This window comes from Alphaproteobacteria bacterium, from assembly GCA_040218575.1.
Taxonomy (GTDB): domain Bacteria; phylum Pseudomonadota; class Alphaproteobacteria; order JAVJRE01; family JAVJRE01; genus JAVJRE01.
The window spans coordinates 49718-71592 of the sequence record JAVJRE010000006.1 but is presented as its reverse complement, the minus strand read 5'-3'; the positions used below and the strand labels follow the sequence as shown (position 1 = coordinate 71592).

Sequence of the window (21875 nt, the reverse complement as noted above, 5' to 3'; positions counted from 1 at the left end):
GCCCGTCGCCCTTCGCCAGCCGCACCGTCCTGCGGGCGTCCCTTTTGCCGCCCGCCCCCTGTGGCCAGAACCGTCAAGCGTCGCCCATGCTCCTGTTGCGCATCTTTCTGCCTTTCGCGCTCGGCTACTTCCTGTCCTTCCTGTTCCGCTCGATCAACGCGGTGGTCGGGCCCCGACTGGTGGCGGATGTGGGCGTCGGACCGGAATCCCTGGGCCTGTTGACCAGCGTCTATTTCCTCACCTTCGCCGCGGTGCAGATTCCCCTGGGCGTGGCGCTCGACCGCTTCGGACCGCGCCGCACCGAGGCCTTCCTTCTGCTGTTCGCCGCACTGGGCGCCTTTCTCTTCGCCCGCGCCGAGACCACCGAGGGGCTGATCATCGCCCGCGGCCTCATCGGCCTTGGCGTCGCCGCCTGCCTGATGGCCAGCTTCAAGGTCTTCGTCCTGTGGTTTCCCCACGAGCGCCTGCCGCTGCTCAACGGCTGTGTGCTGGCGGTCGGCGGTTTCGGCGCCATCATGGCGACGACGCCGGTGGAGCTGGCGCTGGGTATCGCCGGCTGGCGCAGCCTGTTCGTCGGTCTCGCCGGCCTGACCTTCTTCGCCAGCGCCTTCATCTTCCTGGCGGTGCCGGAAAAGCCCGGCAGCCGCACCCAGGAGACCATCAGCGCCGGCCTCGACGGTGTGCGCCAGGTATTCATGAGCCGGCTGTTCTGGCGCATAGGGCCGATGATCTTCGCCCTGTCCGCCGCCGGCCAGTCGTTTCAGGGCCTGTGGGCGGGGCCGTGGCTGCGCGACATCGGCGGCTATTCGCCGGCCACCACCGCCAACATGCTGATGCTCTTCGCCATCGCCATGACCGCCGGTTTTCTCGGCCTCGGCGCCATGACCCAGGGGCTCATCCGGCGCGGCTATGATCCGCTCAAGCTGGCGGTCAGCGGCGTGTCGGTGGCGGTCCTGGCGCAGACCGTGCTGGTCCTCAACGCCACCCAACTGGCCTGGCCGTTCATGGCGGTCATGGGCTTCTTCGGCACCTCGGCCATGCTGGTCTATTCGGCCCTGGTGCCGGCCTATCCGGTGCACCTGTCGGGCCGCGTCTCCACCGCCATGAATCTGATGGCCTTCGTCGGCGCCTTCATCGGCCAATGGGCGACGGGGCTGATCATCGGGCTGTTCTCCGCGCCCGGCGCCGGCTTCGCGCCGGGCGGCTACCAGACCGCCTTCGCCCTGCTCATGGCCGTCGAAGTGGCCGCCGTGCTGTGGCTGGCCAGCAGCCTCGACTGGCGCAGAAGGCGGACGACCGCCTAGGGCCACTTGCCCGGCCGCGCCACAGGCCGATATTCCCCGCACACCATACAGGGAGGCAGTCATGTCAACGCAGAACAAAGACCCGCGTCCGCCCGTCGCCATCGGCCATGTGATGGTGGATGTGCCCGATGTGGCCGACGCGACAAAACTCCTGACCTCAATCGGCCTGCGCCGGGTCGCCGGCAATGACCGCTTCACCGTGCTGGAGCTGCGCGGCGGCACCCATCTGATCGTCCAGAAGTCCGACCGCGCCATCGCCGCCGGCGCACACGCCCCCTTCGACCTGATGGTCGACGATGTTGACGCCACGCGAACGGAACACGTCGCCCTTGGCCTCGACCCGTCACCGATCGAGCGCGGCACCATCCACGACACCTATACGATCTCCGCCATGGGCGGCTACCGGCTGTCCATCACCTCGTCCCACGCTGGCGACCGGCCGGTCTGAGGGCACGGCTCAACCGGCGGCGCAGGCCATAGGCCGGACGGCCACCGCCTTGCACACCGCCGGCCGCCGGACCGCCGCCGCCTTGCCACGACCGGCCGGCCGCGTCATATCTGTCGTCCGTCCCGTCGCCTCATCCGTCGCGACCCGCCCCGCAGGACAAGACCGCCATGACAAAGCCGGCCGCGCCGCCGCCATCCGCCGCTGCTGCCGCCGGCGCCCTGACCGACCATCAAAAGCGGGTGGTCATTCCGGTCCTGCTGGTGGTGTTGTCGTGGGTCGGCACCGTCGCCATGACCGCCTATGTGCCGAGCCTGCCGGCCCTGCCGGGCTATTTTGGCACCACCGCCGGCACCGCCCAGCTCACGGTCACCCTGTTCCTGCTGGGCTTCGCCGCCGGCCAGTTGTCCTACGGCCCCTTCTCTGATCGCTACGGCCGGCGGCCGGTGCTCATCGCCGGCATGACCCTGTTCTTCGCCGCCAGCATTCTGTGCACCGTCGCCCCGTCCATAGAGGTGCTCATCGCCGGCCGTTTCCTGCAGGGCACCGGCGCCACCGCCGGCTTCGCCATGAGCGCCATCGTCATCCGCGACCTTTACGAACGCGAACAGGCGGCGCGCATCATGGGCTATGTGCAGGCCGCCGGCTCGTCGGCGCCGGCCTTCGGCCCGCTCATCGGCGGCCAGTTCGAACAGTATCTGTCATGGCACTGGACCTTCGGTTTCATGGCCCTGCTGGCCGGTGGTCTGCTGGCGGCGATCATCGCCCGCCTGCCAGAGACCAACGACCGGCGCAATCCTCGCGCGCTGGACATGCGCATCCTGCTCGGCAACTACCGCAACGTCTATTCGTCGCGCCTGTTCATCGGCTACGCCATCATCATCGGCGCGTCGTCCGCCGGTATTCTCAGCTTCACCACCGGCGGCTCGTTCTATTTCATCGACTGGCTGGGCTACAGCCCGCAATTCTTCGCCATCTTCCCGGCCTTCAACGTCATTGCCATGGTCTCCGGCGCGCTGCTGGCCGGGCGCTACAGCACCCGCCTCGGCATTACGCGCATGCTGGCCATTGGCACCGGGCTGACGCTCCTGGGCGGCCTTGCCACCGCCGCCATCGGCTGGGCGCCCATCGCCAGCAGCGGCATCGCCGGCGTCGTCGGCTTCACCCTGCCCTTCATGGTCTTCCTGCTGGGCATGGGCATCTGCCAGCCCAACGCCATGGCCGGCGCGCTGGCGCCCTATCGCGCCATGGCCGGTCTCGCCGGCTCCGGTGTGGGCATTCTGGGCATGGCCTTCTCCATGGCCGCCAGCACCGGCATCAGCCTGCTCAACAATGACAACGGGTCGCCGCTGCCCATGGTCACCGCCATCGGCTTGTGCGGCCTGCTGTCTTTCCTCGCTTTCCGCTTTGTGGTGCGACCGCTGGAAAGCAAAACACCGAAGTCCGGACACCGATGACCGAACCGCTGCTCTTCACCCCTGTCCGCCTGGGCCCGCTGCACCTGGCCAACCGCATCGCCGTCTCGCCCATGTGCCAGTACTCGGCGGTAGAGGGCAGCGCCAGCGACTGGCACCTCATGCACCTTGGCCAGTTCGCCACCGGCGGCGCCGGGCTCATCATCGTGGAGGCCACCGGCGTCCTGCCCGAGGGCCGCATCTCGCCGGCCTGTCTCGGCCTGTGGTCGGACGCCAACGAGGCGGCGCTCAAACCGGCCCTGGCTTTCGTCCGCCGCCACAGCGCCGCCCGTATCGCCATCCAGCTCGGCCATGCCGGCCGCAAGGGCTCCGGCAATCTGCCGTGGCGCGGCGGCGGGCCCATCATGCCGGATGCGCCCGGCGGCTGGCGGACGGTGGCCCCCTCGCCCCTGCCGTTCGATTCCGGCTGGCCGGCGCCCATGGCGCTGGACCAGGCCGGGCTGGAGCGGGTGAAGGACGGCTTCGCCCGGGCCACCCGCCGCGCCCTGCGTCTCGGCTTCGACGCCATAGAGCTGCACGGCGCCCACGGCTATCTCATCCACCAGTTTCTCTCACCGCTCAGTAACCGGCGCGACGACGCCTATGGCGGATCGCTGGACAACCGTCTGCGCTTTCCGCTGGAGCTGTTCGACGCGGTGCGCGCCCTGTGGCCGGCGAATCGGGCGCTGGGCATCCGCGTCTCCGCCAGCGACTGGGTGGACGGTGGCTGGGAACTGGAGCAGACGATTCAATTCGCCATGGCTTTGAAAGCGCGCGGCTGCGACTTCATTGACGTATCCAGCGGCGGCTCATCGCCGGCCCAGCAGATTCCGCTGGGCCCCGGTTATCAGGTGCCCTTCGCCGAAGCGGTCCGGCGCGAAACCGGCCTGGCCACGCTGGCTGTCGGCATGATCACCGGCGCGCAGCAGGCGGAGGACATTCTCCAGGCCGGACAGGCCGACATGGTGTGTCTCGCCCGCGCCCTGTTGTGGGACCCGCACTGGCCATGGCACGCGGCAGCAGAGCTGGGCGCCACCGCGCCCTTCCCGCCGCAATACGCCCGCGCCCACCCTTCGCTCAAGGGCCCGCCGACGCCGGCGGATTACTAGTCCGCCGCCCCATCGTCCCGCGCCGCCTGCTTCTCCAGCCACTGGCGCAGACCCGCCTGCCACAGGTAGAGCCCGACCACCGGCGCCACCGCCGCCAGCAGCTCATCGCCGCGCCACACCACACTCATGGCGATGGCCGGCGGCAGGGCGGCCAGCACCAGCCACGAGGTCATGGCCAGCCGCCTTGCATCGGCCTGCAGCGCGGCCTTGCCATGGACCGCCCGGCCGGGCCAGGCCACATGGGCCCACACGGCGGCGGCGGCCATGAACAGCGGCAGCGCCGTCTCGCGCAGCGCCCCGCCAAGACGCAGCCACGGGCCGATCTCGCTCACGAAGGCGCCGGCGAAGAACAGCAGGAAGGCCATGAACCCCAGATTGAGCGGGTTGGGCCGCCGCCGCTCCACCCGCCAGCCGGCGGCCATAACAAGCAGCACCACAAGCGCCACCGCACCGGCCACCACAAACCGTTGCTCATCATCGCTCCCCTGACGGCCGGCCCACACGAACGCCAGGATCGGCAGGAACTCCACCACCGGCACCGCCAGGTGGGCCAGTGGGCGCAGCACGCTCATCGTCCTGCTTCTTTGCCGCCCGCTCCCGTCGCACAATCGATGCATTGGGGCGTGGTCGGGTCGGCGGCCAGCCGGCCGGGCGCGATATCCTCGCCGCAACCGGCGCAATAGCCGAACTCGCCGTCATCCAGGCGCTTTTCCGCCGCGGCGATGCGCCGGCGCATGACATCGCGCCGCTGTTGCTCGGCCAGGGCCATCTGCTGCACCTGCATGGCGTCCATGCGCGACAGGCGGCCCACCGCCGCCTGGTCCAGGGCCACCGGCCTGGCCTCGTCGCGGCCGCGCGCATCGGCCGCGTCCAGCTCGTCGCGCAGCGCCGCCAGACGCTTGCGCCATTCACGATCGCTCACCGGCTTGCCCATGGCTGAAGCCTGACGGCGGCGGCGCCGCCCGTCCAGCCACCCCGTCTTGTGCCGGCCTCCGTCCCCGGCCACTGTGGCCTCATGACTGCGCCCGTCACCGGCTCCGTGCGCCTGCGCTTCTCCGCCACCTCGCCCTTCGTCCGCAAGGTGCGGCTGGTCATTCACGAGACCGGCCAGGCGGACCGGGTGCAGCATGTCTACGCCAATCCGTGGGGCGACTTCGGCGGCTCCGTCGCGGCGGAGGCGGACAATCTGCGGACCCAGAACCCGTTGTCGCGCCTGCCCACCCTGCTGACCGCGGACGGCCAGCCGCTCTACGACTCGCCGGTCATCTGCGAATATCTGGACAGCCTGCATGACGCCACGCCGGTCCATCCGCCGGCCGATCCCGCCGCCGCCAACCCGCCCACCAATCCCCACGGCGGTGTGACGCGCTGGACCGCGCTGACCTGGCAGGCGCTGGCCGACGGCATGCTGGACGCCCAGATGCTGCGCCTCAACGAGTTCATGAAGCGTCCCATAGAGGCCCGCTCGCAGATGCTCATGACCCGCTGGGCCATGGCCGTGGCGGCCGGCCTCGACCGGCTGGAGGCGGAGGCCGACAGCCTCATGGGGCCATCCGCAAACCCGGCCGAGGGCCCGGCCCACATGGGCCAGATCGCCGTCGCCGCCATGCTCGCCTATCTGGACTTCCGCTGGGCGGTGGAGCCGTGGCGGCCGGACCACCCGCGCCTCGCCGCGTTCTACAAGGCGTTCAGCATGCGCCCCGCCATGGCCGCCACGGCGCATCGGGAGAACGACCCCATGGGCGGCTATGGCGAATTGCTGTTCCGCCGCCAGAAGGAGCACATGACCTATTGGGGCAGCCTCGGCATGGCCGAGGCGCGGGCCGAGCTGGCGCGGGCGGCGGGGCCCTAGCCTGCCTGCACCGCCGCCTCGCCGGCCAGCGGGTCGGGACCGAACCGGTTTCCGCCGTCGTTGCCGCGCCGGACGAACCAGACCAGCAGGATGATCCAGCCGATCACCGGCACCAGCCCCAGAAGAAACCACCAGCCGGATTTGATCGCCTGACCGAAGTTCATGGTGCGTCCCCCACTCTATTGCCCACCCCTGGAGCCTGTCGCCGGTCCAGGCCCGATGCCGCGCGGCACCAGGCGCAACATCAAGGCTCTACCCCCGCCACGCCGCCATTACATCGGCCAGCCGCGTCACCGCCGGAACGTCTTTGGGCGCGCCGCCCGACTCCGCCGCACCGCCGGGCGGCGCATAGGGGTCCTCTGACGTCACTTCCGGCTTCAGCCACACCACGCGAATGCCGGCGCGCCGCGCCGGCGCCACGTCATGGCGCAGGCTGTCGCCTACATAGACCAGGTCGCCGGCCACCGTGTTCAGCCTTTCCAGCGCCCGCTCGAACAGTCCTCCTTCCTTGTCCACCCCTTCGCTGTTGGGGGTCAGCAGCGCGTCCACCCGCTCCATCAGCCCCAGCGCCGTCAGGGTGGCGTGGCAGCGATCCTGCGGTCCGTTGGAGATGACCGCCACTCGCCGGCCCTCGGCCCGCACCGCGTCCATCAGCTCGGCGGCGCCGGCGATCGTCGCCAGGCTGGCCATCATGCGGGAATCGAAGGTCTCCAGCAGGCGCGGTATCCATGTCTCGGCCGCCGCGCTGTGGCCAAGGTGCTCTAGCGTCGCGGCGTAGCGCAGGCGGCGATAGTCCTGTTGCCCCAGGCCCTTGATGAAGTGGATTTCCGGCGCACCGACCACCGCCGCCGCATGGGCTTCCGCCGCCGCATGAACGTCCGCTGTCACCCCCAGCTCCGCCGCCAGCAGGTCGGCCACCGCGCCGTGGCCGGCCCGCGCGGCGCGGCGGAAGTGGTGCAGGGTGTCGTCCAGGTCGAAGCCGGCCCACAGGGTGCGCGTGCTCATGCCCCTGTTTAGCCGGCCAGACCGTGTTCGGCCAGCGCCCGGTCAAGATCGCCGATTCTCTCGTACAGCGCGGCGCGCCAGCCGTGGCGCCGTGCCGCCTCTACATTTTCCGGCTTATCGTCGAGAAACAGGATGTCCGACGGACCAAGCGCGCCACATAGTTCGACGGTCGCCGCCTCGGCCGCTCCATAGAACGCCGCATCGGGCTTGGCCACCCCGAGCCTGGCCGACACATGCATGTGGTCGAAGTGCCGGGCCAGCCCCGTCGCCTGCCAGAGCTGTTCGGCCCGCATGGAATCCTGATTGGTCGCCAGATGGACCGGGATACCGCGCCTTCGCAAGCCCGCCACCCGCTGCAACACGGCGTCGTCGGTCTGTGGCAGGCGGCCGATAAACCAGTCGTGCAGAAAATCCTCCACCACCGCCGCCGGATCGTCACCCAGCGCCACGCCGCTGGCGGCGAGAAACGCCGGCAGCAGGTCGCGCACATGGGCCCGGCCACAAAGCAGCACCTCGCCATTGGCGCGAAAGAACTGCTCCTGAAAGTGTGCGCCATCCATGCCCCAGCGTGACCGGAGCACCGTCTCGAACGCCTCCCGATGGGCCGGGTCGGGATGGACGATGACCCCGTCCACATCCAGCAGCAGAACCCGCGCCGGCGCGGCGGCGCTCATGCGGGTGGCGCGTGACATACCGCCTGCAGCTTGTTGCCTTCCGGGTCACGCACATAGGCCCCGTAATAGTGCTCGTGATAATGCGGCCGGAGGCCAGGTGCGCCCTCGTCTGTTCCGCCGTGCGCCAGTGCCGCCGCATGGAACGCGTCCACCGCCGCCCGATCCTGCGCCATGAACGCAATGTGGGCGCCGTTGCCGGCGCTGGCCGGCTTGCCGTCGAATGGCTGGCCGATGCCGAACATGCTGGGGTCGTCCTGACCGCGATAAAGGATTATCCCCTCCAGGCTCATGGCGCGGGTAATGCCGAGAGGCTTCAGCACTGCGTCATAGAACCGGCCGGCCGTTTCCAGATCGTTGGTGCCCAGGGTGGTGTGGCTGTACATGGCCTGACTCCGTTCTGCTGTGCCGGGGGCTCGCTATGCCGGGGGATGGTGTTCGGCCCAGTGGCGGGCGATGCGGCCACGCCGGGTGATCCACACGCGGTCATGTCTGGCTACATGATCGAGGAACATCTGCAGGGCCGTAATCCGCGCCGGATTGCCGATCAACTTGGGGTGCAGCGACACGCTCATCATCCGCGCGACGGTTTCACCTTCGCGGTACAGGGTGTCGAAGGCGTCGCACAGAAAGCCCGCGAAATCCGCCGCCCGCACAAAGTCCTGGCCGGCGGCGAAGCGCGAATCATTGTTGGTCAGTGTGTGACAGATGACCAGGTGCGGCCGTGGTCCGTCTGCCGTCTCCACCGTCACCCAATAGGGGCAATCCTCGTTATAGGCGTCGCAGTCATAGGTGTAGCCGGCGTCGGCCGCCAGGCGGCGGGTGTTGAGGCTCGGCAGGCCGGCGAAATAGCCCTCCGGCGTCTTGCCGGTCAATTCGGTCAGACGCTGCCGGCCGTGCCGGATCATGCTGCGCTCGGCCTCTTTCCCCATGAACTGGTAGTCGATCCATCGCCAGCCATGATCCACCAGGTCGCAGTCCGCCTCGCCCACCGCCGCCGCCACTTCCGGCGTCTGCTCCAGGGCGCGGCCGATGCAATAGGCGGTCCATGGAAGGGCATTGCGCTGAAAGAAGTCCAGCACCCGCCAGAAGCCGACGCGACTGCCATACTCGAACGCCGACTCGATCAGCAGGTTGCGTACGCCGGTCTGCGGCGTCATGCCGTAAAGGTCGGTCAGGCGCGACTCCGACGTCCCGTCACCATTGAGCAGCGTGCGCTCGCCGCCATCTTCCACATTGACGATGAAGTTGAGGGCCAGCCGCGCGCTACCGGGCCAGGTGGGCGCCGGTGGCTTGCCGGCGAAGCCCCGCAGGTCGCGCGGGTGACTCTCCATCTGCCCGGTCATGCGCTCTGAGCGATCATGGTTGCGTTGCGCGCTCTACGCCGCTTTCGCCGCCCGCGTCACCCGCCGCGCCAGCGCCTTCATGTCGTCGTGCGCCGGGCTGTTCGGCGCATACTCGCCGACCCACTGGCCGCGCCAGTAGCTTTCCACGAAGGCGGTAAGCTGGCGCACGTCCGGCGCCACCGACTCGCCGAAATCCTTGAGCATTTTCGACAGGGCCTGGCCGGCCGCCGTGCGCCGGTCCACCTTGGACGGCACCAGCAGACAGGCCGGCTTGCCGCGCCGGCGCTTCTGCGCCTCCACCACCAGCTCCAGCGCGTTGGCGGTCGCCGTCAGATCGGCCAGCGAGGGCGTCACCGGCACCAGCACGATATCCGCCACCTCGATGGCCGCCTGGGTGGCGGCGGCCAGATGCGGCGGACAGTCGATCAGCAGAAAATCATGGGCCCGCGCCAGTTCGCGCACACGCTCGGCCCAGCTATCGGCGCCGCGTATGGATTTGAGCAGCAGGGCCTCGCCGCTCACCGGAAAGCCGCCGCCCTTCAGCGCACCGCTGACGGTGCCCTGCTCGTCAGCATCCACCATGTGAACATCGTGCTTGGCTTCCACCAGGGCGCAGGCCAGGTTCAGCGCGATGGTGCTCTTGCCGCAGCCGCCTTTGAGATTGGCCACCGTGACGATGGTGCCTGTGCCTCTGGCCATGGTCCTGCTCCTTCTGCTGTGCGCCCGGTTCCGATCCCGCCAGCCTAGGCCCGCATCCGGCGGCGGTCGAGGCCAGCCGTTGCGGGTCTCCATTGCGGCTTAGGGTCGCTGCCGGCGCAGCAGCACATAAAACGCCCCGGTGCCGCCGTGTTCGGGCTGAGCCAGGGTCCAGCTCAGCACCCGCTCATCATTGGGCGGCCGCCGCAGCCAGATCGGCAGTCCGGCCCGCAATACGCCGGGGTTGACCGCGATCCGCCGGCCAGAGCCGCCGCTCCCCGCCTGGCCGTCCGCGCCTCGCCCCTTGCCGGTGATCACCAGCACGCAGCGTTTGCCGTCCAGCCACGCCCGCTCGATGAAGTGGCTGAGCGCCGTCTCGGCCCTGACCGCGCTCAGGCCGTGCAGGTCTAGCCGCCCCTCCACCGCCATCATGCCGCGGCGCAGGCGCTCCGCCGTGCGCCTGTCGAGCCCCGGGGTCGGTCGCTTGTCCAGCATTTGCCCGGCCGGTGCCGCGCGCGGCGGGGCCGGCGGCGGCGGCGGTGGCGCGGCAGGCACCGCCCTGGCCTTCACCCTGGCTTTGGCGGCGGCCGGCGGCGCGGCTTTGGTCGATGGCTCTTCCTGCCCGTCCTGATGCCCGCCCTGGTGTAGCGGCTTGCGCCGGGCCAGCGGCCGGGCATCGCCCATGGTGCGGCGGAACAGTTCGCCGCCGCCAGAGTCGCGGGAGTCACCGTCGCCGGCGGCTTCAGGTGGCTTCGGACGCTTCGCCATCCGCCGCCACCATCAGGATCACCAACCGGCGGGGGCCGTGCGCGCCAAGCTGGATGGTCTGTTCGATGTCGCCGGAGCGCGACGGCCCGGTAATGAAATTGAGGGTGGCCGGCATCTCGTCACGCACGCTCGCCAGCACATCCTCATAAGCCCCCACCACATGGCCCTCCGGCACCACCACGAAGTGGGTCTCCGGCAGGAAGTTGAGGGTGGTCGGCCGGGTCGGGCCGCTGGCCAGCGCCAGGGTGCCGGTCTCCGCCACCGCCGCCGAGGCCACCGACAGGCCGGCCGAATCCGCATCCACCGCCACGCCGCGCTGCACCTCCAGCGCCGTATCGTCCCACCCCAGCGCATCCAGCAGCGGGTCCGCCGCCCGCTTCAGCCGCGCCGGCAGATTGGCCAGGCGCAGCCAGGTGGCCACCGCCGCCGGCACCTCGTCCATGGATTTGAGCCGCACCACATTGGCCGACGCGCGCTCCGCCTCGGCGATGAAGCGCTTGACCCGGCCGCGGTCATTGTCGCCGCGGGCCGGGCGAATGGTAGTGCCGCGCCGGGCCAGCCGCTCGTCCACCGCGGTCTGCGCCGCCGCCGCGGCCGCCCCGTCGCGGCCAAGGCTGGCCCGCAACCCGGCCAGAATGGCGTCGCGCCCGCTCATAGCCGCGTTCCTTTCTTCTGCGCCCGCCACTGGTCCATGAAACTGCGCCCTTGCGGCGCCGGCAAGTCGCGACCTTGCAGCCAGTGGCCGGCCCAGCCGCCCATCAACGGCAACCGCCGCAGCGCGCCCCGGTCGCCGGCCCGTGCCTTGAGACGCCGGGCGATCTGCCGCACCGCCAGGCGATAAAGCGCCGGCCGCCGGGCAAGCCAGGCCCACAGGGTCAGGCCCAGCCGCTCGGCCAGCGGTGGCAGACCGGCGGCGGCCGCCTCCGTCCGCCAATAGCGCAGCAGTTTCGGCAGGGGGATGCGCACCGGGCACACCTCTTCGCAACGGCCGCACAGGGTCGAGGCATTGGGCAGCGGATGCGAGGTGGCGATGGCGGTCAGCGCCGGGGTCATGATCGCGCCAATCGGTCCCGGATAGACCCAGCCATAGGCGTGGCCGCCGACCCGTTGATAGACCGGGCAATGGTTCATGCACGCGCCGCAGCGGATGCACCGCAGCACCTCGCGCAACTCACCGCCCAGCAGGGCGCTGCGGCCATTGTCCAGCAGCACCACATGAAACGCTTCCGGTCCGTCCGGATCATCGGGCCGCCTGGCGCCGGTGTAAACCGTGGTGTAGGTAGAGAAGTCCTGGCCCGTCGCTGAACGGGCCAGCACCCGCAGCAGCACCGCCAGATCATCCAGCGTTGGCACGATCTTCTCGATGGTGGCCAGCGCCACATGCACCCGCGGCAGGGTGCGGGTCATGTCGCCATTGCCCTCGTTGGTGACGATGACCCCGCTGCCGGTCTCGGCCACCAGGAAATTGGCGCCGGTGATCCCCACATCCGCCTGGAAATAACGCCGCCGCAGCACCACCCGCGCCTCGTCCAGCAGGGCCCGCCGGTCGGTCAGGTCGCGCTCCGGCGCCAGGCCCTCATGCTCGCGGCGAAAGGCGTCGGCGATTTCTTCCTTCACCACATGAATCGCCGGCGCGATGATGTGGCTCGGCGTCTCGCCGCGAAGCTGCACGATATACTCGCCGAGATCAGTTTCCACCGGCTCGATGCCGTTCTCTTCCAGGAACGGGTTAAGGCCGATCTCCTCGGCCACCATGGACTTGCCCTTGGTGACCGTGCGGGCGTTCTCCCGGCGGCAGATGTCCAGCACCATTGCCCGCGCCTCGGCGGCGTCGCGGGCCCAGTGCACGTGGCCGCCGCGCGCCTCCACCGCCGTGGCGAAGCGCTCCAGATAAATGTCCAGATGGGCCAGCACATGGTCCTTGATGTCGCGCGCCGCGTCACGCAGGGCGTCGAACTCCGGCAGCCGGTCCATGGCCGCCAGGCGCTTGTCCTGAAACCCTTCCTTCACATGGTGCAGGGCCCGCTGCAGATTGGCGTTGGCCAGCGCCTCGCGGGCGTGTGCGCCGAAGGCCAATGGCGCCTGCGCGTCCGGGTGCGGCTGGCGCTGGCGCAATGGCCCGGGCGCCGCCCCAAGGGCCGCTGTCGGCGCCTCAGTCATCGCCGCCATCCTCGCCGATACCGGTACCGGCGTCACAGGTCTGGCCGGCCAGCACCTCCGCGATATGGAAGAAGCGCAGCGGTCGGCCCTGCCGCCTGGCCGCGCCGGCCAGGTGCAGCAGGCAGCCGAGATCCGCCGCCACCACCGCGCCCGCCTGCGTCGCCTCCGCCGCGTCGAGCTTGGACCCGGCCATGTTCAGCGAAACATCAGGGTTCTTCACGGCAAAGGTGCCGCCGAAGCCGCAGCACTCCTCGCCATCGGCAATCTCGCACAGCTCCAGCCCGGCCACCCCCGCCAGCATCTGCCTGGGTTCGCCATGAAGGCCCATGTCGCGGCGGCAAGAGCACGAGTCGTGCAGCGTCACCCGGCCGTCGAAGCGGGCGCGCACCGCCGCACCGCGCAGCGCGAGAAACTCGCTGAGCTCATAGGTCCGCCGGGCCAGGTCCTGCGCCGCCGCCCGCTCTTCGCTGCCGGCCGGGAAAAAGCCCGCATAGTGGCGGCGCATGGTGCCGGCGCAACTGCCCGACGGCACCACCACCGCGTCGAAGCCGCCATAGAGCGCCATGGCGCGCCGCGCCAGGTCGGCCGCATCCGCCGCCCGGCCGGCATTCTGCGCCGGCTGGCCGCAGCAGGTCTGGCCGTCCGGCACGGATACCGCGCAGCCCGCCGCCTCCAGCAGGGTGACTGCGGCAAAGCCGACCCGCGGCCGGAACAGATCCACCAGGCAGGTGACCGCTAATGCCACATGCGTGGCCTGTCGCGCCCGCTCGCTACGGTCCGGGGTCGGCGGGCTTTGGCCCATGGATTGCGCGGTCATGGCCGGACCTTGCCCATGGCCGGGGCCCGGCGCAAGGTGCCGCCCTCTGCCAGCCTCCCATCCCGCCTCCCACCCTGCCGCCGCCCCGCTGAGGCCCGCCATGACCGACACCGCCCCGACACCCTTTCCCTTCCGCGGCCACGCGCTTGTGGCATCGGGCGATGGCCAGGCCACCGCCTTGCCGCTGGACGACACCTTCTGGCCGTCGCTCATGGCCGGTCGCATTGCGCCCGACTGGCTGATGCTGCTGTCGGACATGGCCCGCGACATGGGCCACTGGGAAATGCACCCGGACGGCGACGAGATATTCTGCCTGCTGTCCGGTCACCTGATAGTGGTGATGGACGATGGCGCGGGCGAGCACAGCGTAGAGATGGACACCGGTCCGGCCGACGCGCCCGTGCCACAGGGTCTGGTCATGCCGCGCGGCACCTGGCACCGCTTCGAAGTGCGCCGGCCCGGCCGCTTGCTGTTCCTCACCTGGGGCAAGGACACCCGCCACCGACCGCTCTGACAGGGTGCGCCGGTAAGAAATGATCGGTTGCCTCGGCCATGGGCGCTGTTCTGACCGTTGAGTACGGCGTCTATGAGGTGGTCGGCGCCATGCTCTTCTGCACTCTCATGGCCCTGGCGGCGGCACTCATGGTGCTGGCGGCGGACCGGCGCGACGGCGCGGCACGCGGTCCGGATCCGGCCTGACCGGCGGCGCCGGCCTAGTCCCCCTTCGGCAGGAACAACCAGTACCGGCCCGGCGATTTCATCAGACCGGCCGCCCGTTCGGCGGCCTCTCCCGCCCCCCAGAACAGGTCGCCGCGCACCGGCCCCTTGATCGCGCCGCCGGTATCCTGCGCCACCACCAGGCGGCGGATCTCCGCCGCGCCCTCGCCCGCCAGGGGATGCTCGGCCGCCAGCCACAGGGGCGTGCCCAGCGGCACGAAACGGCGATCCACCGCCAGGCTGCGGCCGGCGGTCAGCGCCACCCCCTGGCTGCCCAGCGGTCCCCCCTCTCCGCGCTCGGCGAAAAACACCACCGACGGGTTCTCGTCCAGCAGGGCCAGCGCCTGGTCGGGGTGCTCCGCCAGCCAGGCGCGAATTGCCGGCAGGGTCACGTCCTCGCGGCGCAGGTCGCCGCGCCGCACCAGCACCGCGCCGATGGCCACATAGGCATGGCCGTTCTGGCCGTCATAGCCAAGACGCAGAATCGCGCCATCCGGCAGCACCACCCGGCCCGAGCCCTGCACCTCCAGCATGAAGGCGTCCACCGGGTCGTCCACCCAGACGATCTCCAGCCCGCGACCGGCCAGCGCGCCGCGCCGCACCTCGGCCCGGCTGGCGAAGGGCACCAGGCGGCCGCCCTCGACCCGGCCGGCGATGCGCTCGCCCTTGAGCGCCGGCCGGAACAGCCCCAGATCAACGCTCACCAGTTCCGGCGGCCGGCCATAGAGCGGCCACTGATAAGCCCCGCCCCTTGTCCGCGCGCCGCGCAACTCCGGTTCGAAATAGCCGGTGAACAGGCCGTCTGCCGCGCCGCCGCCGGTGCTCGCCTCGTAGAGATCGAAGTGCGCCGTCAGCCACCGGCGCAATGCCGCCCCATCGCCTGCTACGCCCTCCGGCAAGGTGCGACAGGCGCGCTGCCACGCTGTCGCCGGGCGGGCCGCCGCCCCGTCGCCGACGACCGAGTTGGCGGCCAGCGTCATCAGGCGCCCGCAACTGGCGGCCAGGGCCGGCGCCGCGGCGGCGATGTCATCGTCGCTCCAGCCGGGCAGCCCCGCCACTGTGGCGGCGCGCAGCACCAGTCGGTCACTGTCGGGCGTCAGCACGGCGCAACCCACCAACAGGCCGGCCAGCAGGCCGGCCGCGGCCCCGGCGATGATCGTTTGCAACCGCAGAAAGGCGGGCATGCAGATGCGGGACCCCGCGCACACTCCCGCACCGGGCACCGCCGGCTCAGGCCGGGCTGCGGGTGGCGACCAGGGCCCAGTTGGGATCGCTCGAGCGGGTGTCGCGGGCGAAGGTCCATTCGTCAGCCACCTCCACCACCTCGTTGGGATCGCCGGCGATGATGCGGCCCTCGGAGTCCAGCGTCGCGTTCTTCTGGCGGGAGGTAAAGGCCACGACGACCCGGGCGAGCGTACCGTCCATGCCGGCCTCGGCGATTTCTGCCCGGTCAATGGCGACGATCTCGGTCTGCTGGGTTGCGTTATTTTTTTCACGGGCGTCGATGGCCGCCTCGAAGTCCCGCGCGACCGATTCCGACAGCAGGTCCCGCAAGGTATCGCGATCACCGGCGGCGAAGGCGGTGACGATGGCGGTAAATGCCGCACTGGCACCGGCCAGGAACGAATCCGGCGTAAAAGAGCGGTCGGCCAGGCTGATGCGGGCAAGCCCGCTCTCCGCGGCCGGCGCCATGGCGGTGCTGCCGTTCGCCGGGGCCGCGGCCGGTGGCCGTTCGCTGCCATTGGCCCGGGCCGGTTCTTCCGCCGTTCGCCGGCTCACGCCAGGACGCGCCGCCGGCAGGCCCTGTGTGGGCGGCCGCTCGTGGCCGGTGCGCCGGCCCAGCACACTGCGCAGGCGCAACACCAGAAAAGCGGCGATAGCGCCGAACACCACAATATCGAGAAAGGGCACGTCCATGGGATGTCCCGGCATCTGCCTGATGGGCCGGGCGGCCCCGCCCGCCGTCCGGCTGCTCCGCCCGTCGCGGAACGCCCTTACCCTAGCGCCTCCCGCGCCGCCACTCTAGGGTGCCATCGGGTCTGGGGCGAGGAATCCTTGTCACGTCTGCCTTAGCCTGCACCCTGACCCATCGTCGCAACCGACCGTCCCGCCCCGTCTCGCCCGCTTTCCGCTCCCCGCTCCGCACCCCGGCCACGCCCCGCGCCCCGTCATGCCCCTGCTTATCCTCCTCATCATTCTCGCCATTCCGCTGGGCGAATTGTGGCTGCTGATCGCCGTCGGCGGCGTCATCGGCGCCACCTGGACCGTGCTCGCCTGCATCGCCACCGCGGCGCTGGGTCTGGCCCTTGTGCGCCGGCAGGGGGTGGGCTTGCTGATGGCCGCCCGTCAGCGCTATGCCAGCGGCCAGCCGCCGGTGATGGAGGCCCTGGAAGGAGCGGCCCTGGTGGTCGCCGGCCTGTTCCTCATGTTTCCCGGTTTCGCCAGCGACGCCCTGGGCTTCATGCTTCTGGTGCCGCCCCTCAGGGCCGGCCTGGTCCGCCTGCTGCTGGGTCGCCTGGTGGTGCGCCAGAGCCGGCCGCGTCAGGACCGGCCGCGCCAAAGCCGGCCGCGCCAGGCTGAAATCATCGAAGGCGACTGGCGGGTGGAAGAAGACCGGCCGCCACCGGATGATCGCCCGGGCAAGCCATAGAGCAAAACCGGGAGCAAGACCGGGAGCAAGGCCGGGTCGGCACGGTTCCGTGCGAACCCGGTTCCGTGCTAGCCAAGTCCCGTCGCACCATGGCCCGACCGGCCACCCACACAACAACCACGCCACACGGGGGAATCGAGCGATGTCGAACGATGAAGGCGCCGCGCCTGCCAGTGCCCCGCCGGCGGGTGCGCCAACGGAAGGCCAGCCCCGGCCGCAATTCCTCATCAACGCTCAGTATGTGCGGGATCTCTCCTTTGAAAATCCCAATGCGCCGCAATCCCTGATCCGCACCGATGGCAATCCGGACGTCAAGCTGAACGTGGATGTGCAGGCGAAGACTCTGGGCAGCAACCGCTACGAAGTGGTGCTGGTGATCCATGCCGCCGCCAAGCGTGGCGAAGAAACCACCTTCATGGTGGAGCTGGACTATGCCGCCCTGATTACGGCGGAAAACATCCCGGCCAACCAGATGGAGCCCCTGCTGCTGGTGGAGGCGCCGCGCATGCTCTTTCCCTTCGCCCGCGAGATCATCGCCACCACCAGCCGCGACGGCGGCTTTCCACCGCTGATGATGCAGCCGGTGGATTTTGTCGCCATGTATCGCGCCCACAAGACGCGCCAGACAGCATCGCCCCCGGCAGCGGCGGCGGGCGATTCCGATGACGGCGGTGTGCCGCCGACGCCGGCCGGCGGCTAGGCGCTCAGCCCTTCTCCCACAGACTATTCTCCAGCCGCGCCACGAATACGGCGTGGGCCGCCTCTTCCGCCGCCGTCGGCTGGTGCGGCCTGGCCGGTCGCACCGGCCGCTCCGCCACCGGCGTCACCCGCTTGCCGGCCTTGGCGGCCAGCCCCAACCCCGGCTGGCGACCGCCGATCAATTCCAGATAGACCTCCGCCAGCAGCCGCGCATCCACCAGCCCGCCGTGCAGGCTGCGCTCGGTGGTGTCGATGGCAAAACGCCGGCACAGCGCATCCAGACTGGCCGGCGAGCCCGGATAGAGCCGGCGCGCCAACTGCACCGTGTCCACCGCGCGGTGCGGCGGCAGCGGCTCCAGGTTGCACAGCCCCATCTCCATGTTGAGGAACGCCAGGTCGAATCCCGCATTGTGGATGACCAGCGGCGAGTCGCCGATAAAGTCGAGAAAGGGTCCGGCCACCTCGGCAAAGCGTGGCTTGTCCGACAGGAAGGCGGCGGACAGGCCGTGAATGCGTTCGGCCTCCGGCGGCATGTCCCGTTCTGGATTGATATAGGCCTGCCAGTGCTCGCCGGTCGGCAGATGATTGACCAGTTCCAGGCAGGCAATTTCCACCAGCCGGTCACCGCCATCGGCGCGCAACCCGGTGGTTTCCGTGTCCAGAACGATTTCACGCATGGCCGGTCTCACCTATCACTGTATTCCGCCCCATCCCGACGCCGGTCCCGGCTCTGGTCCGGCCTGTGATTGCGTCTGAACACTGCCACGTCATGGCCCGCCGCCGCCAGCGCGTGGAGCAGGGCCCGCACCTGATCTTCGGTGGCTTCCGGTGTGCCTGAATTATCGATCACCACATCGGCCCGCCGGCGTTTCTCCGCATCGTCCATCTGACGTGCCAGGACAAAGGCCAGCCGCTCCTCCGTCATGCCCGGCCGGGCCAGCGCCCGCTGCCGCTGGGTCGCTGCATCGGCACTGACCACCACCACCAGATCCACCTGTTCCGCGCCGCCGGTTTCCAGCAGCAGCGGTATGTCCAGGGCCACAAGGTCCGCGCCGGACGCTTTCTGCCGGGCGATGAAATCATCGCGCATACGGCGCACCAGCGGATGCAAAATGGCTTCCAGCCGATCCAGGGCCGGACCGTCGCCAAAGACCCGCTGGCCCAGCGCCCGCCGGTCTATGCCGCCGGCTGCCGCGCCGCTCGATGCCGCACAGCCGGGAAACGCCGCCGCCACCGCCGCCACCGCGTCGCCGCCTGCCGCCAGCAGACGGTGCACCGCCTGGTCCGCCTCGAAGACCGGCACGCCGGCCCGCCGCAGCATGGCCGCCACGCTGCTCTTGCCCATGGCCATGGAGCCGGTCAGGCCGAGGCGGATCACCGCGCCGGCTCAGCTCTCGCCGGCGGCGACAGCGGCCGCCGCCAGCACGTGGTCGCGCAGCGCCGTCGTCACCCTGACCGGCCGGCCAAAGAACATTTCGAAGGCCGGCGCCGCCTGGTGCAACAACATGCCCAGCCCGTCCACCGTCCGGTTGCCGCGGGCCCGCGCCTGACGCAACAGCTCCGTGTCCAGCGGCCGGTAGACCAGATCACAAACCACCGCCTCCGGCGGCAACCGGCCAAGCGGCAGGTGCAGGGCCGGCTGTCCGGTCATGCCGAGGCTGGTGGCGTTCACCAGCAACCGGGCTTCGGTCAGGGCCCGGCCGCGATCTTCCCAGCGCGACACCAGAATACGGTCATCGCCGCCCGGCTCCTGGCGCTGGCGTTCCGGCAGCCAGGCCAGCAGCGCATCGCGCAGGGCCAGCGCCCGCTGGTGGGTGCGATTGACGATCATCAACTGGCTGGCGCCGCCGATCAGCACCGCCGCCGCCACGGCACGGGCTGCGCCACCGGCGCCCACCAGGCACACGCCACCCGCATCCGGCGAGTAGCCTGGCGCCTGTTCGTCCAGACCCGCCATGAACCCCGGCCCATCGGTGGAATGGCCTGTCAGCCGGCCGTCCTGCACCACCACCGTATTGACCGAGCCGGTGGCGCGCGCGCCGTCCGACACCTCGTCAACCAGCCGCGCTACTGTTTCCTTGTGGGGAATCGTCACATTGACCCCGGCCCATCCGGGTTCGCCGCGCAAACGATCCAGAAAAGCGGCCAGGTCAGCCGGCGGCACGGCGATCCGCTCGTAGGTGCCGGTCAGCCCCTCCGCCGCCAGCCACCAGTGGTGAATCACCGGCGACAGGGAATGGTCTATCGGCCAGCCGATGACCGCCGCCCGCTTTTGTCCGCCCTCACCGCTCATGGTTCACCACTCATGTGTCGATTACGCCGTGCTCGCGCAGAAAGCCCAGTACCGGCAGCAAGGGCAGGCCCAGAACCGTAAACAGATCGCCGTCCACCCGTGAAAAGAGCTGCGCCCCCTGCCGCTCCAGATGATAGCAGCCGACCGTGTCAAAGGCGGCCTCCCCCAACCGGTCGAGATAGGCCTCCAGGAACGTGGCCGAGCACTGCCGCATGGTCAGACGGGTCACCGCCACATGACGCCAGATGGCGGTGTCGCCACGCACCACCACCGCACCGCTGGCCAGGCGGTGGGTTCTGCCATTAAGCCGATCGAGGACCTGCCGCGCCATCGCCCGGTCGCTGGCCTTCTCCAGCCACATATCCCCCGCGGACCCGTCCGCGGCGGCCGTCATGGTCACGGCGGCAATGGAATCGGCGCCCAGGACCAGTGCCTGCCCGTGATCCAGACGCCGTGCCACGCTCATCGCCTTCGCCTCGGCCAGCGCGGCCACCGCATCCTCCAGGCTCGCCCCTTCCGCCTGCAGACTGTCACGCAGCATGGCCTCGTCCACGCGCGGCGTATCCGTGGTGAAGGGCACGCCGGCCTGGCGCAGCATCTGCTGACGGGTGGCGCTGGTCGACGCCAGGATCAGGCGTGGCGCGTGAGTCATGAATGCCCCGCGGCGTCCCGTCTTTCGTTCAGCAGCCCCAGCACCGCCGCCGCCGTTTCCTCGATGGACCAGCGGGTCACATCCATCACCGGCCAACCGCGACTTTGGAAATAGCGCCTGGCTGCCGCCAGTTCCTTTCGCACCGCGTCCGCATCCACATAGTCCGTTTCCGTGGTCTGCCCCATGGTCGCAAGACGGGCGCGACGCACCTGCACCAGCCGACCGGGTTCGGTGGTCAGGCCAACCACCAGCGGCCCCGGCGACCCGCCATCCGGCAGGCCCGGCGGCGCAGCGATCCCCTCCACCAGTGGCACATTGGCTGACTTGATCCCGCGATTGGCCAGATAGATGCAGGTCGGCGTCTTGGATGTGCGCGATACGCCCACCAGGATCACATCGGCGCTGGCAATACTGTCCAGTCCCTGTCCGTCATCATGGGCCATGGTGAAATGGACCGCCTCGATGCGTCGGTGATACTCCGCGTCCATGGCGTGCTGGCGACCGGGCGCGGGCTTGCGCGGCAAACCCAGATAGTGGCTCAGCGCTCCCAGTAGAGGTTCCAGAACCGGCAGCACCGGCACCTTCAGGTCAGCGCATCCGGCGCGCAGATAAGCATCCAGTTCCGGTTCGACAATCGTATAGAGGACCAGGCCACGGTTGCGGCGCACCCCGGCCAGCACCCGGTCGGCCATGGTCCGATTGCGCACCAGAGGCCACAGATGTTCCTGGGCCTTGATATCGAACTGCGAGATAACCGCCTTGCCGAGACTGGAAATGGTCTCGCCCGTGGCATCCGACACCAGATGAAAGTGGACCGGTTTATCCGGGCTCACTCTTAAGTCGGCTGTCCCGTCCTGATCACTCATTGTCCCGCCTGTCGCCTTGTCCGGAACACCGTAGGGTCCGGCCTGTGAATAGGATCGTGAGAGCCGGGATAAGTCGCGCTTTTCACCATAGCCCTGAAATTACATCCCCACTCCGTCATCGCTGCACCGCCGGTATTCAGCCTGTGGACTATCCCGCGCGGCCCCTGTGCGACTCCGGCATGGGATCAGGTTATGCCCGGGACTCCCGTTTATGGCGTGGCCTCGTGACCACCCTTATCCTCGGCTCGTTCCCGGCTTTCTCCAGACAGCAGCTAACCCGCCTGGCATCGGGACAATCGACCGGGCAGCGTTTGATCCCCGTTGTTCCAGCGTCCAACAACATCTTCAACCTAACTCTATATATAAGAGTC

General features: G+C 69.7%; 28 protein-coding genes. 9 read left to right on the top strand and 19 right to left on the bottom strand.

Translation table 11 applies throughout. From position 1 onward, the window contains the following. Window positions 1-86 precede the first annotated feature (86 nt). The 4 genes from RIE31_08020 to RIE31_08005 all read left to right on the top strand — a co-directional run bounded on the left by RIE31_08020 (window position 87) and on the right by RIE31_08005 (window position 4312). Entirely contained in the window at window positions 87-1304 is a 1218-nt protein-coding gene (locus tag RIE31_08020) for an MFS transporter (GenBank protein MEQ8640532.1), read from the top strand. A 61-nt stretch (window positions 1305-1365) separates the two neighbouring features. Next, window positions 1366-1752, top strand: coding sequence for a VOC family protein (locus tag RIE31_08015; protein ID MEQ8640531.1), 387 nt, complete (start codon window positions 1366-1368; stop codon window positions 1750-1752). Window positions 1753-1919: 167 nt separating this feature from the next. Beyond that, the gene (locus RIE31_08010) at window positions 1920-3206 is read left to right on the top strand and encodes a multidrug effflux MFS transporter (GenBank protein MEQ8640530.1); all 1287 of its coding nucleotides are present in this window, start codon (window positions 1920-1922) and stop codon (window positions 3204-3206) included. Further along, the gene (locus tag RIE31_08005) at window positions 3203-4312 is read left to right on the top strand and encodes an NADH:flavin oxidoreductase/NADH oxidase (GenBank protein ID MEQ8640529.1); all 1110 of its coding nucleotides are present in this window, start codon (window positions 3203-3205) and stop codon (window positions 4310-4312) included. Before RIE31_08010 ends, RIE31_08005 begins: the two co-directional genes overlap by 4 nt. Here the strand turns inward: RIE31_08005 and RIE31_08000 are convergent. Together RIE31_08000 and RIE31_07995 are read right to left on the bottom strand one after the other, a co-directional pair. Next, window positions 4309-4884 (bottom strand): hypothetical protein, encoded by a 576-nt coding sequence (locus RIE31_08000; GenBank protein MEQ8640528.1) that lies wholly within the window; start codon window positions 4882-4884, stop codon window positions 4309-4311. The two genes, RIE31_08005 and RIE31_08000, sit on opposite strands and share 4 nt — an antisense overlap. Then, window positions 4881-5234 (bottom strand): TraR/DksA C4-type zinc finger protein, encoded by a 354-nt coding sequence (locus RIE31_07995; protein ID MEQ8640527.1) that lies wholly within the window; start codon window positions 5232-5234, stop codon window positions 4881-4883. The genes RIE31_08000 and RIE31_07995 overlap by 4 nt, the downstream gene beginning before the upstream one ends. Window positions 5235-5327: 93 nt before the next feature. Here RIE31_07995 and RIE31_07990 point away from each other — a divergent pair, with 93 nt between their 5' ends. Beyond that, on the top strand, window positions 5328-6164 hold the full coding sequence (locus RIE31_07990; protein ID MEQ8640526.1) for a glutathione S-transferase: 837 nt from the start codon (window positions 5328-5330) through the stop codon (window positions 6162-6164). Here the strand turns inward: RIE31_07990 and RIE31_07985 are convergent. From RIE31_07985 to RIE31_07940, 10 genes are all read right to left on the bottom strand, one after another. Beyond that, window positions 6161-6328: a DUF805 domain-containing protein gene (locus tag RIE31_07985; GenBank protein MEQ8640525.1), complete on the bottom strand. Its 168-nt coding sequence runs from the start codon at window positions 6326-6328 to the stop codon at window positions 6161-6163. The two genes, RIE31_07990 and RIE31_07985, sit on opposite strands and share 4 nt — an antisense overlap. An 88-nt stretch (window positions 6329-6416) precedes the next feature. Then, entirely contained in the window at window positions 6417-7169 is a 753-nt protein-coding gene (locus RIE31_07980) for an HAD family hydrolase (protein ID MEQ8640524.1), read from the bottom strand. 8 nt (window positions 7170-7177) lie between these two features. Continuing rightward, window positions 7178-7861: an HAD-IA family hydrolase gene (locus tag RIE31_07975; GenBank protein MEQ8640523.1), complete on the bottom strand. Its 684-nt coding sequence runs from the start codon at window positions 7859-7861 to the stop codon at window positions 7178-7180. After that, window positions 7840-8226, bottom strand: a complete 387-nt coding sequence (locus RIE31_07970) for a VOC family protein (protein MEQ8640522.1) — start codon at window positions 8224-8226, stop codon at window positions 7840-7842. The genes RIE31_07975 and RIE31_07970 overlap by 22 nt, the downstream gene beginning before the upstream one ends. 33 nt (window positions 8227-8259) lie before the next feature. After that, complete coding sequence (locus RIE31_07965; protein ID MEQ8640521.1) at window positions 8260-9186, bottom strand: polysaccharide deacetylase family protein; 927 nt, start codon at window positions 9184-9186, stop codon at window positions 8260-8262. Between the two features lie 33 nt (window positions 9187-9219). Beyond that, window positions 9220-9885 (bottom strand): ParA family protein, encoded by a 666-nt coding sequence (locus RIE31_07960; GenBank protein MEQ8640520.1) that lies wholly within the window; start codon window positions 9883-9885, stop codon window positions 9220-9222. A 99-nt stretch (window positions 9886-9984) separates the two neighbouring features. Next, window positions 9985-10650 carry a Smr/MutS family protein gene (locus RIE31_07955; GenBank protein MEQ8640519.1) on the bottom strand — a complete coding sequence of 222 codons (666 nt, stop codon included), beginning with the start codon at window positions 10648-10650 and terminating at the stop codon, window positions 9985-9987. Further along, a complete protein-coding gene (locus tag RIE31_07950) occupies window positions 10625-11305 on the bottom strand; it encodes a lactate utilization protein (protein ID MEQ8640518.1) in 681 nt (226 codons plus the stop codon). The genes RIE31_07955 and RIE31_07950 overlap by 26 nt, the downstream gene beginning before the upstream one ends. Further along, window positions 11302-12810, bottom strand: coding sequence for a LutB/LldF family L-lactate oxidation iron-sulfur protein (locus RIE31_07945; GenBank protein MEQ8640517.1), 1509 nt, complete (start codon window positions 12808-12810; stop codon window positions 11302-11304). Before RIE31_07945 ends, RIE31_07950 begins: the two co-directional genes overlap by 4 nt. Beyond that, window positions 12803-13627, bottom strand: a complete 825-nt coding sequence (locus RIE31_07940; protein ID MEQ8640516.1) for a (Fe-S)-binding protein — start codon at window positions 13625-13627, stop codon at window positions 12803-12805. The genes RIE31_07945 and RIE31_07940 overlap by 8 nt, the downstream gene beginning before the upstream one ends. A gap of 100 nt (window positions 13628-13727) precedes the next feature. Here RIE31_07940 and RIE31_07935 point away from each other — a divergent pair, with 100 nt between their 5' ends. Together RIE31_07935 and RIE31_07930 are read left to right on the top strand one after the other, a co-directional pair. Beyond that, complete coding sequence (locus RIE31_07935; GenBank protein MEQ8640515.1) at window positions 13728-14141, top strand: hypothetical protein; 414 nt, start codon at window positions 13728-13730, stop codon at window positions 14139-14141. A 38-nt stretch (window positions 14142-14179) separates the two neighbouring features. After that, entirely contained in the window at window positions 14180-14326 is a 147-nt protein-coding gene (locus RIE31_07930; protein MEQ8640514.1) for a hypothetical protein, read from the top strand. Window positions 14327-14340: 14 nt separating this feature from the next. Here the strand turns inward: RIE31_07930 and RIE31_07925 are convergent, their stop codons facing one another. Both RIE31_07925 and RIE31_07920 read right to left on the bottom strand, forming a co-directional pair. Further along, complete coding sequence (locus RIE31_07925; protein MEQ8640513.1) at window positions 14341-15528, bottom strand: MltA domain-containing protein; 1188 nt, start codon at window positions 15526-15528, stop codon at window positions 14341-14343. A gap of 46 nt (window positions 15529-15574) precedes the next feature. Beyond that, the gene (locus RIE31_07920) at window positions 15575-16261 is read right to left on the bottom strand and encodes a Tim44/TimA family putative adaptor protein (GenBank protein ID MEQ8640512.1); all 687 of its coding nucleotides are present in this window, start codon (window positions 16259-16261) and stop codon (window positions 15575-15577) included. A 253-nt stretch (window positions 16262-16514) separates the two neighbouring features. Here RIE31_07920 and RIE31_07915 point away from each other — a divergent pair, with 253 nt between their 5' ends. Both RIE31_07915 and secB read left to right on the top strand, forming a co-directional pair. Beyond that, window positions 16515-16994, top strand: a complete 480-nt coding sequence (locus RIE31_07915; protein ID MEQ8640511.1) for an FxsA family protein — start codon at window positions 16515-16517, stop codon at window positions 16992-16994. Window positions 16995-17136: 142 nt separating this feature from the next. Further along, window positions 17137-17694: a protein-export chaperone SecB gene (gene secB, locus RIE31_07910; protein MEQ8640510.1), complete on the top strand. Its 558-nt coding sequence runs from the start codon at window positions 17137-17139 to the stop codon at window positions 17692-17694. Between the two features lie 4 nt (window positions 17695-17698). On the opposite strand, the gene dnaQ is transcribed toward secB, so the two are convergent. The 5 genes from dnaQ to RIE31_07885 are packed head-to-tail and all read right to left on the bottom strand — an operon-like array spanning window position 17699 to window position 21471. Beyond that, window positions 17699-18370 (bottom strand): DNA polymerase III subunit epsilon, encoded by a 672-nt coding sequence (gene dnaQ / locus RIE31_07905; protein MEQ8640509.1) that lies wholly within the window; start codon window positions 18368-18370, stop codon window positions 17699-17701. A gap of 8 nt (window positions 18371-18378) precedes the next feature. Further along, a complete protein-coding gene (coaE, locus tag RIE31_07900; GenBank protein MEQ8640508.1) occupies window positions 18379-19071 on the bottom strand; it encodes a dephospho-CoA kinase in 693 nt (230 codons plus the stop codon). Between the two features lie 9 nt (window positions 19072-19080). Further along, window positions 19081-19986 (bottom strand): shikimate dehydrogenase, encoded by a 906-nt coding sequence (locus tag RIE31_07895; protein ID MEQ8640507.1) that lies wholly within the window; start codon window positions 19984-19986, stop codon window positions 19081-19083. 10 nt (window positions 19987-19996) lie between these two features. Then, window positions 19997-20638: a Maf family protein gene (locus RIE31_07890; protein MEQ8640506.1), complete on the bottom strand. Its 642-nt coding sequence runs from the start codon at window positions 20636-20638 to the stop codon at window positions 19997-19999. Next, the gene (locus RIE31_07885) at window positions 20635-21471 is read right to left on the bottom strand and encodes a pyruvate, water dikinase regulatory protein (protein MEQ8640505.1); all 837 of its coding nucleotides are present in this window, start codon (window positions 21469-21471) and stop codon (window positions 20635-20637) included. The genes RIE31_07890 and RIE31_07885 overlap by 4 nt, the downstream gene beginning before the upstream one ends. Window positions 21472-21875 lie beyond the last annotated feature (404 nt).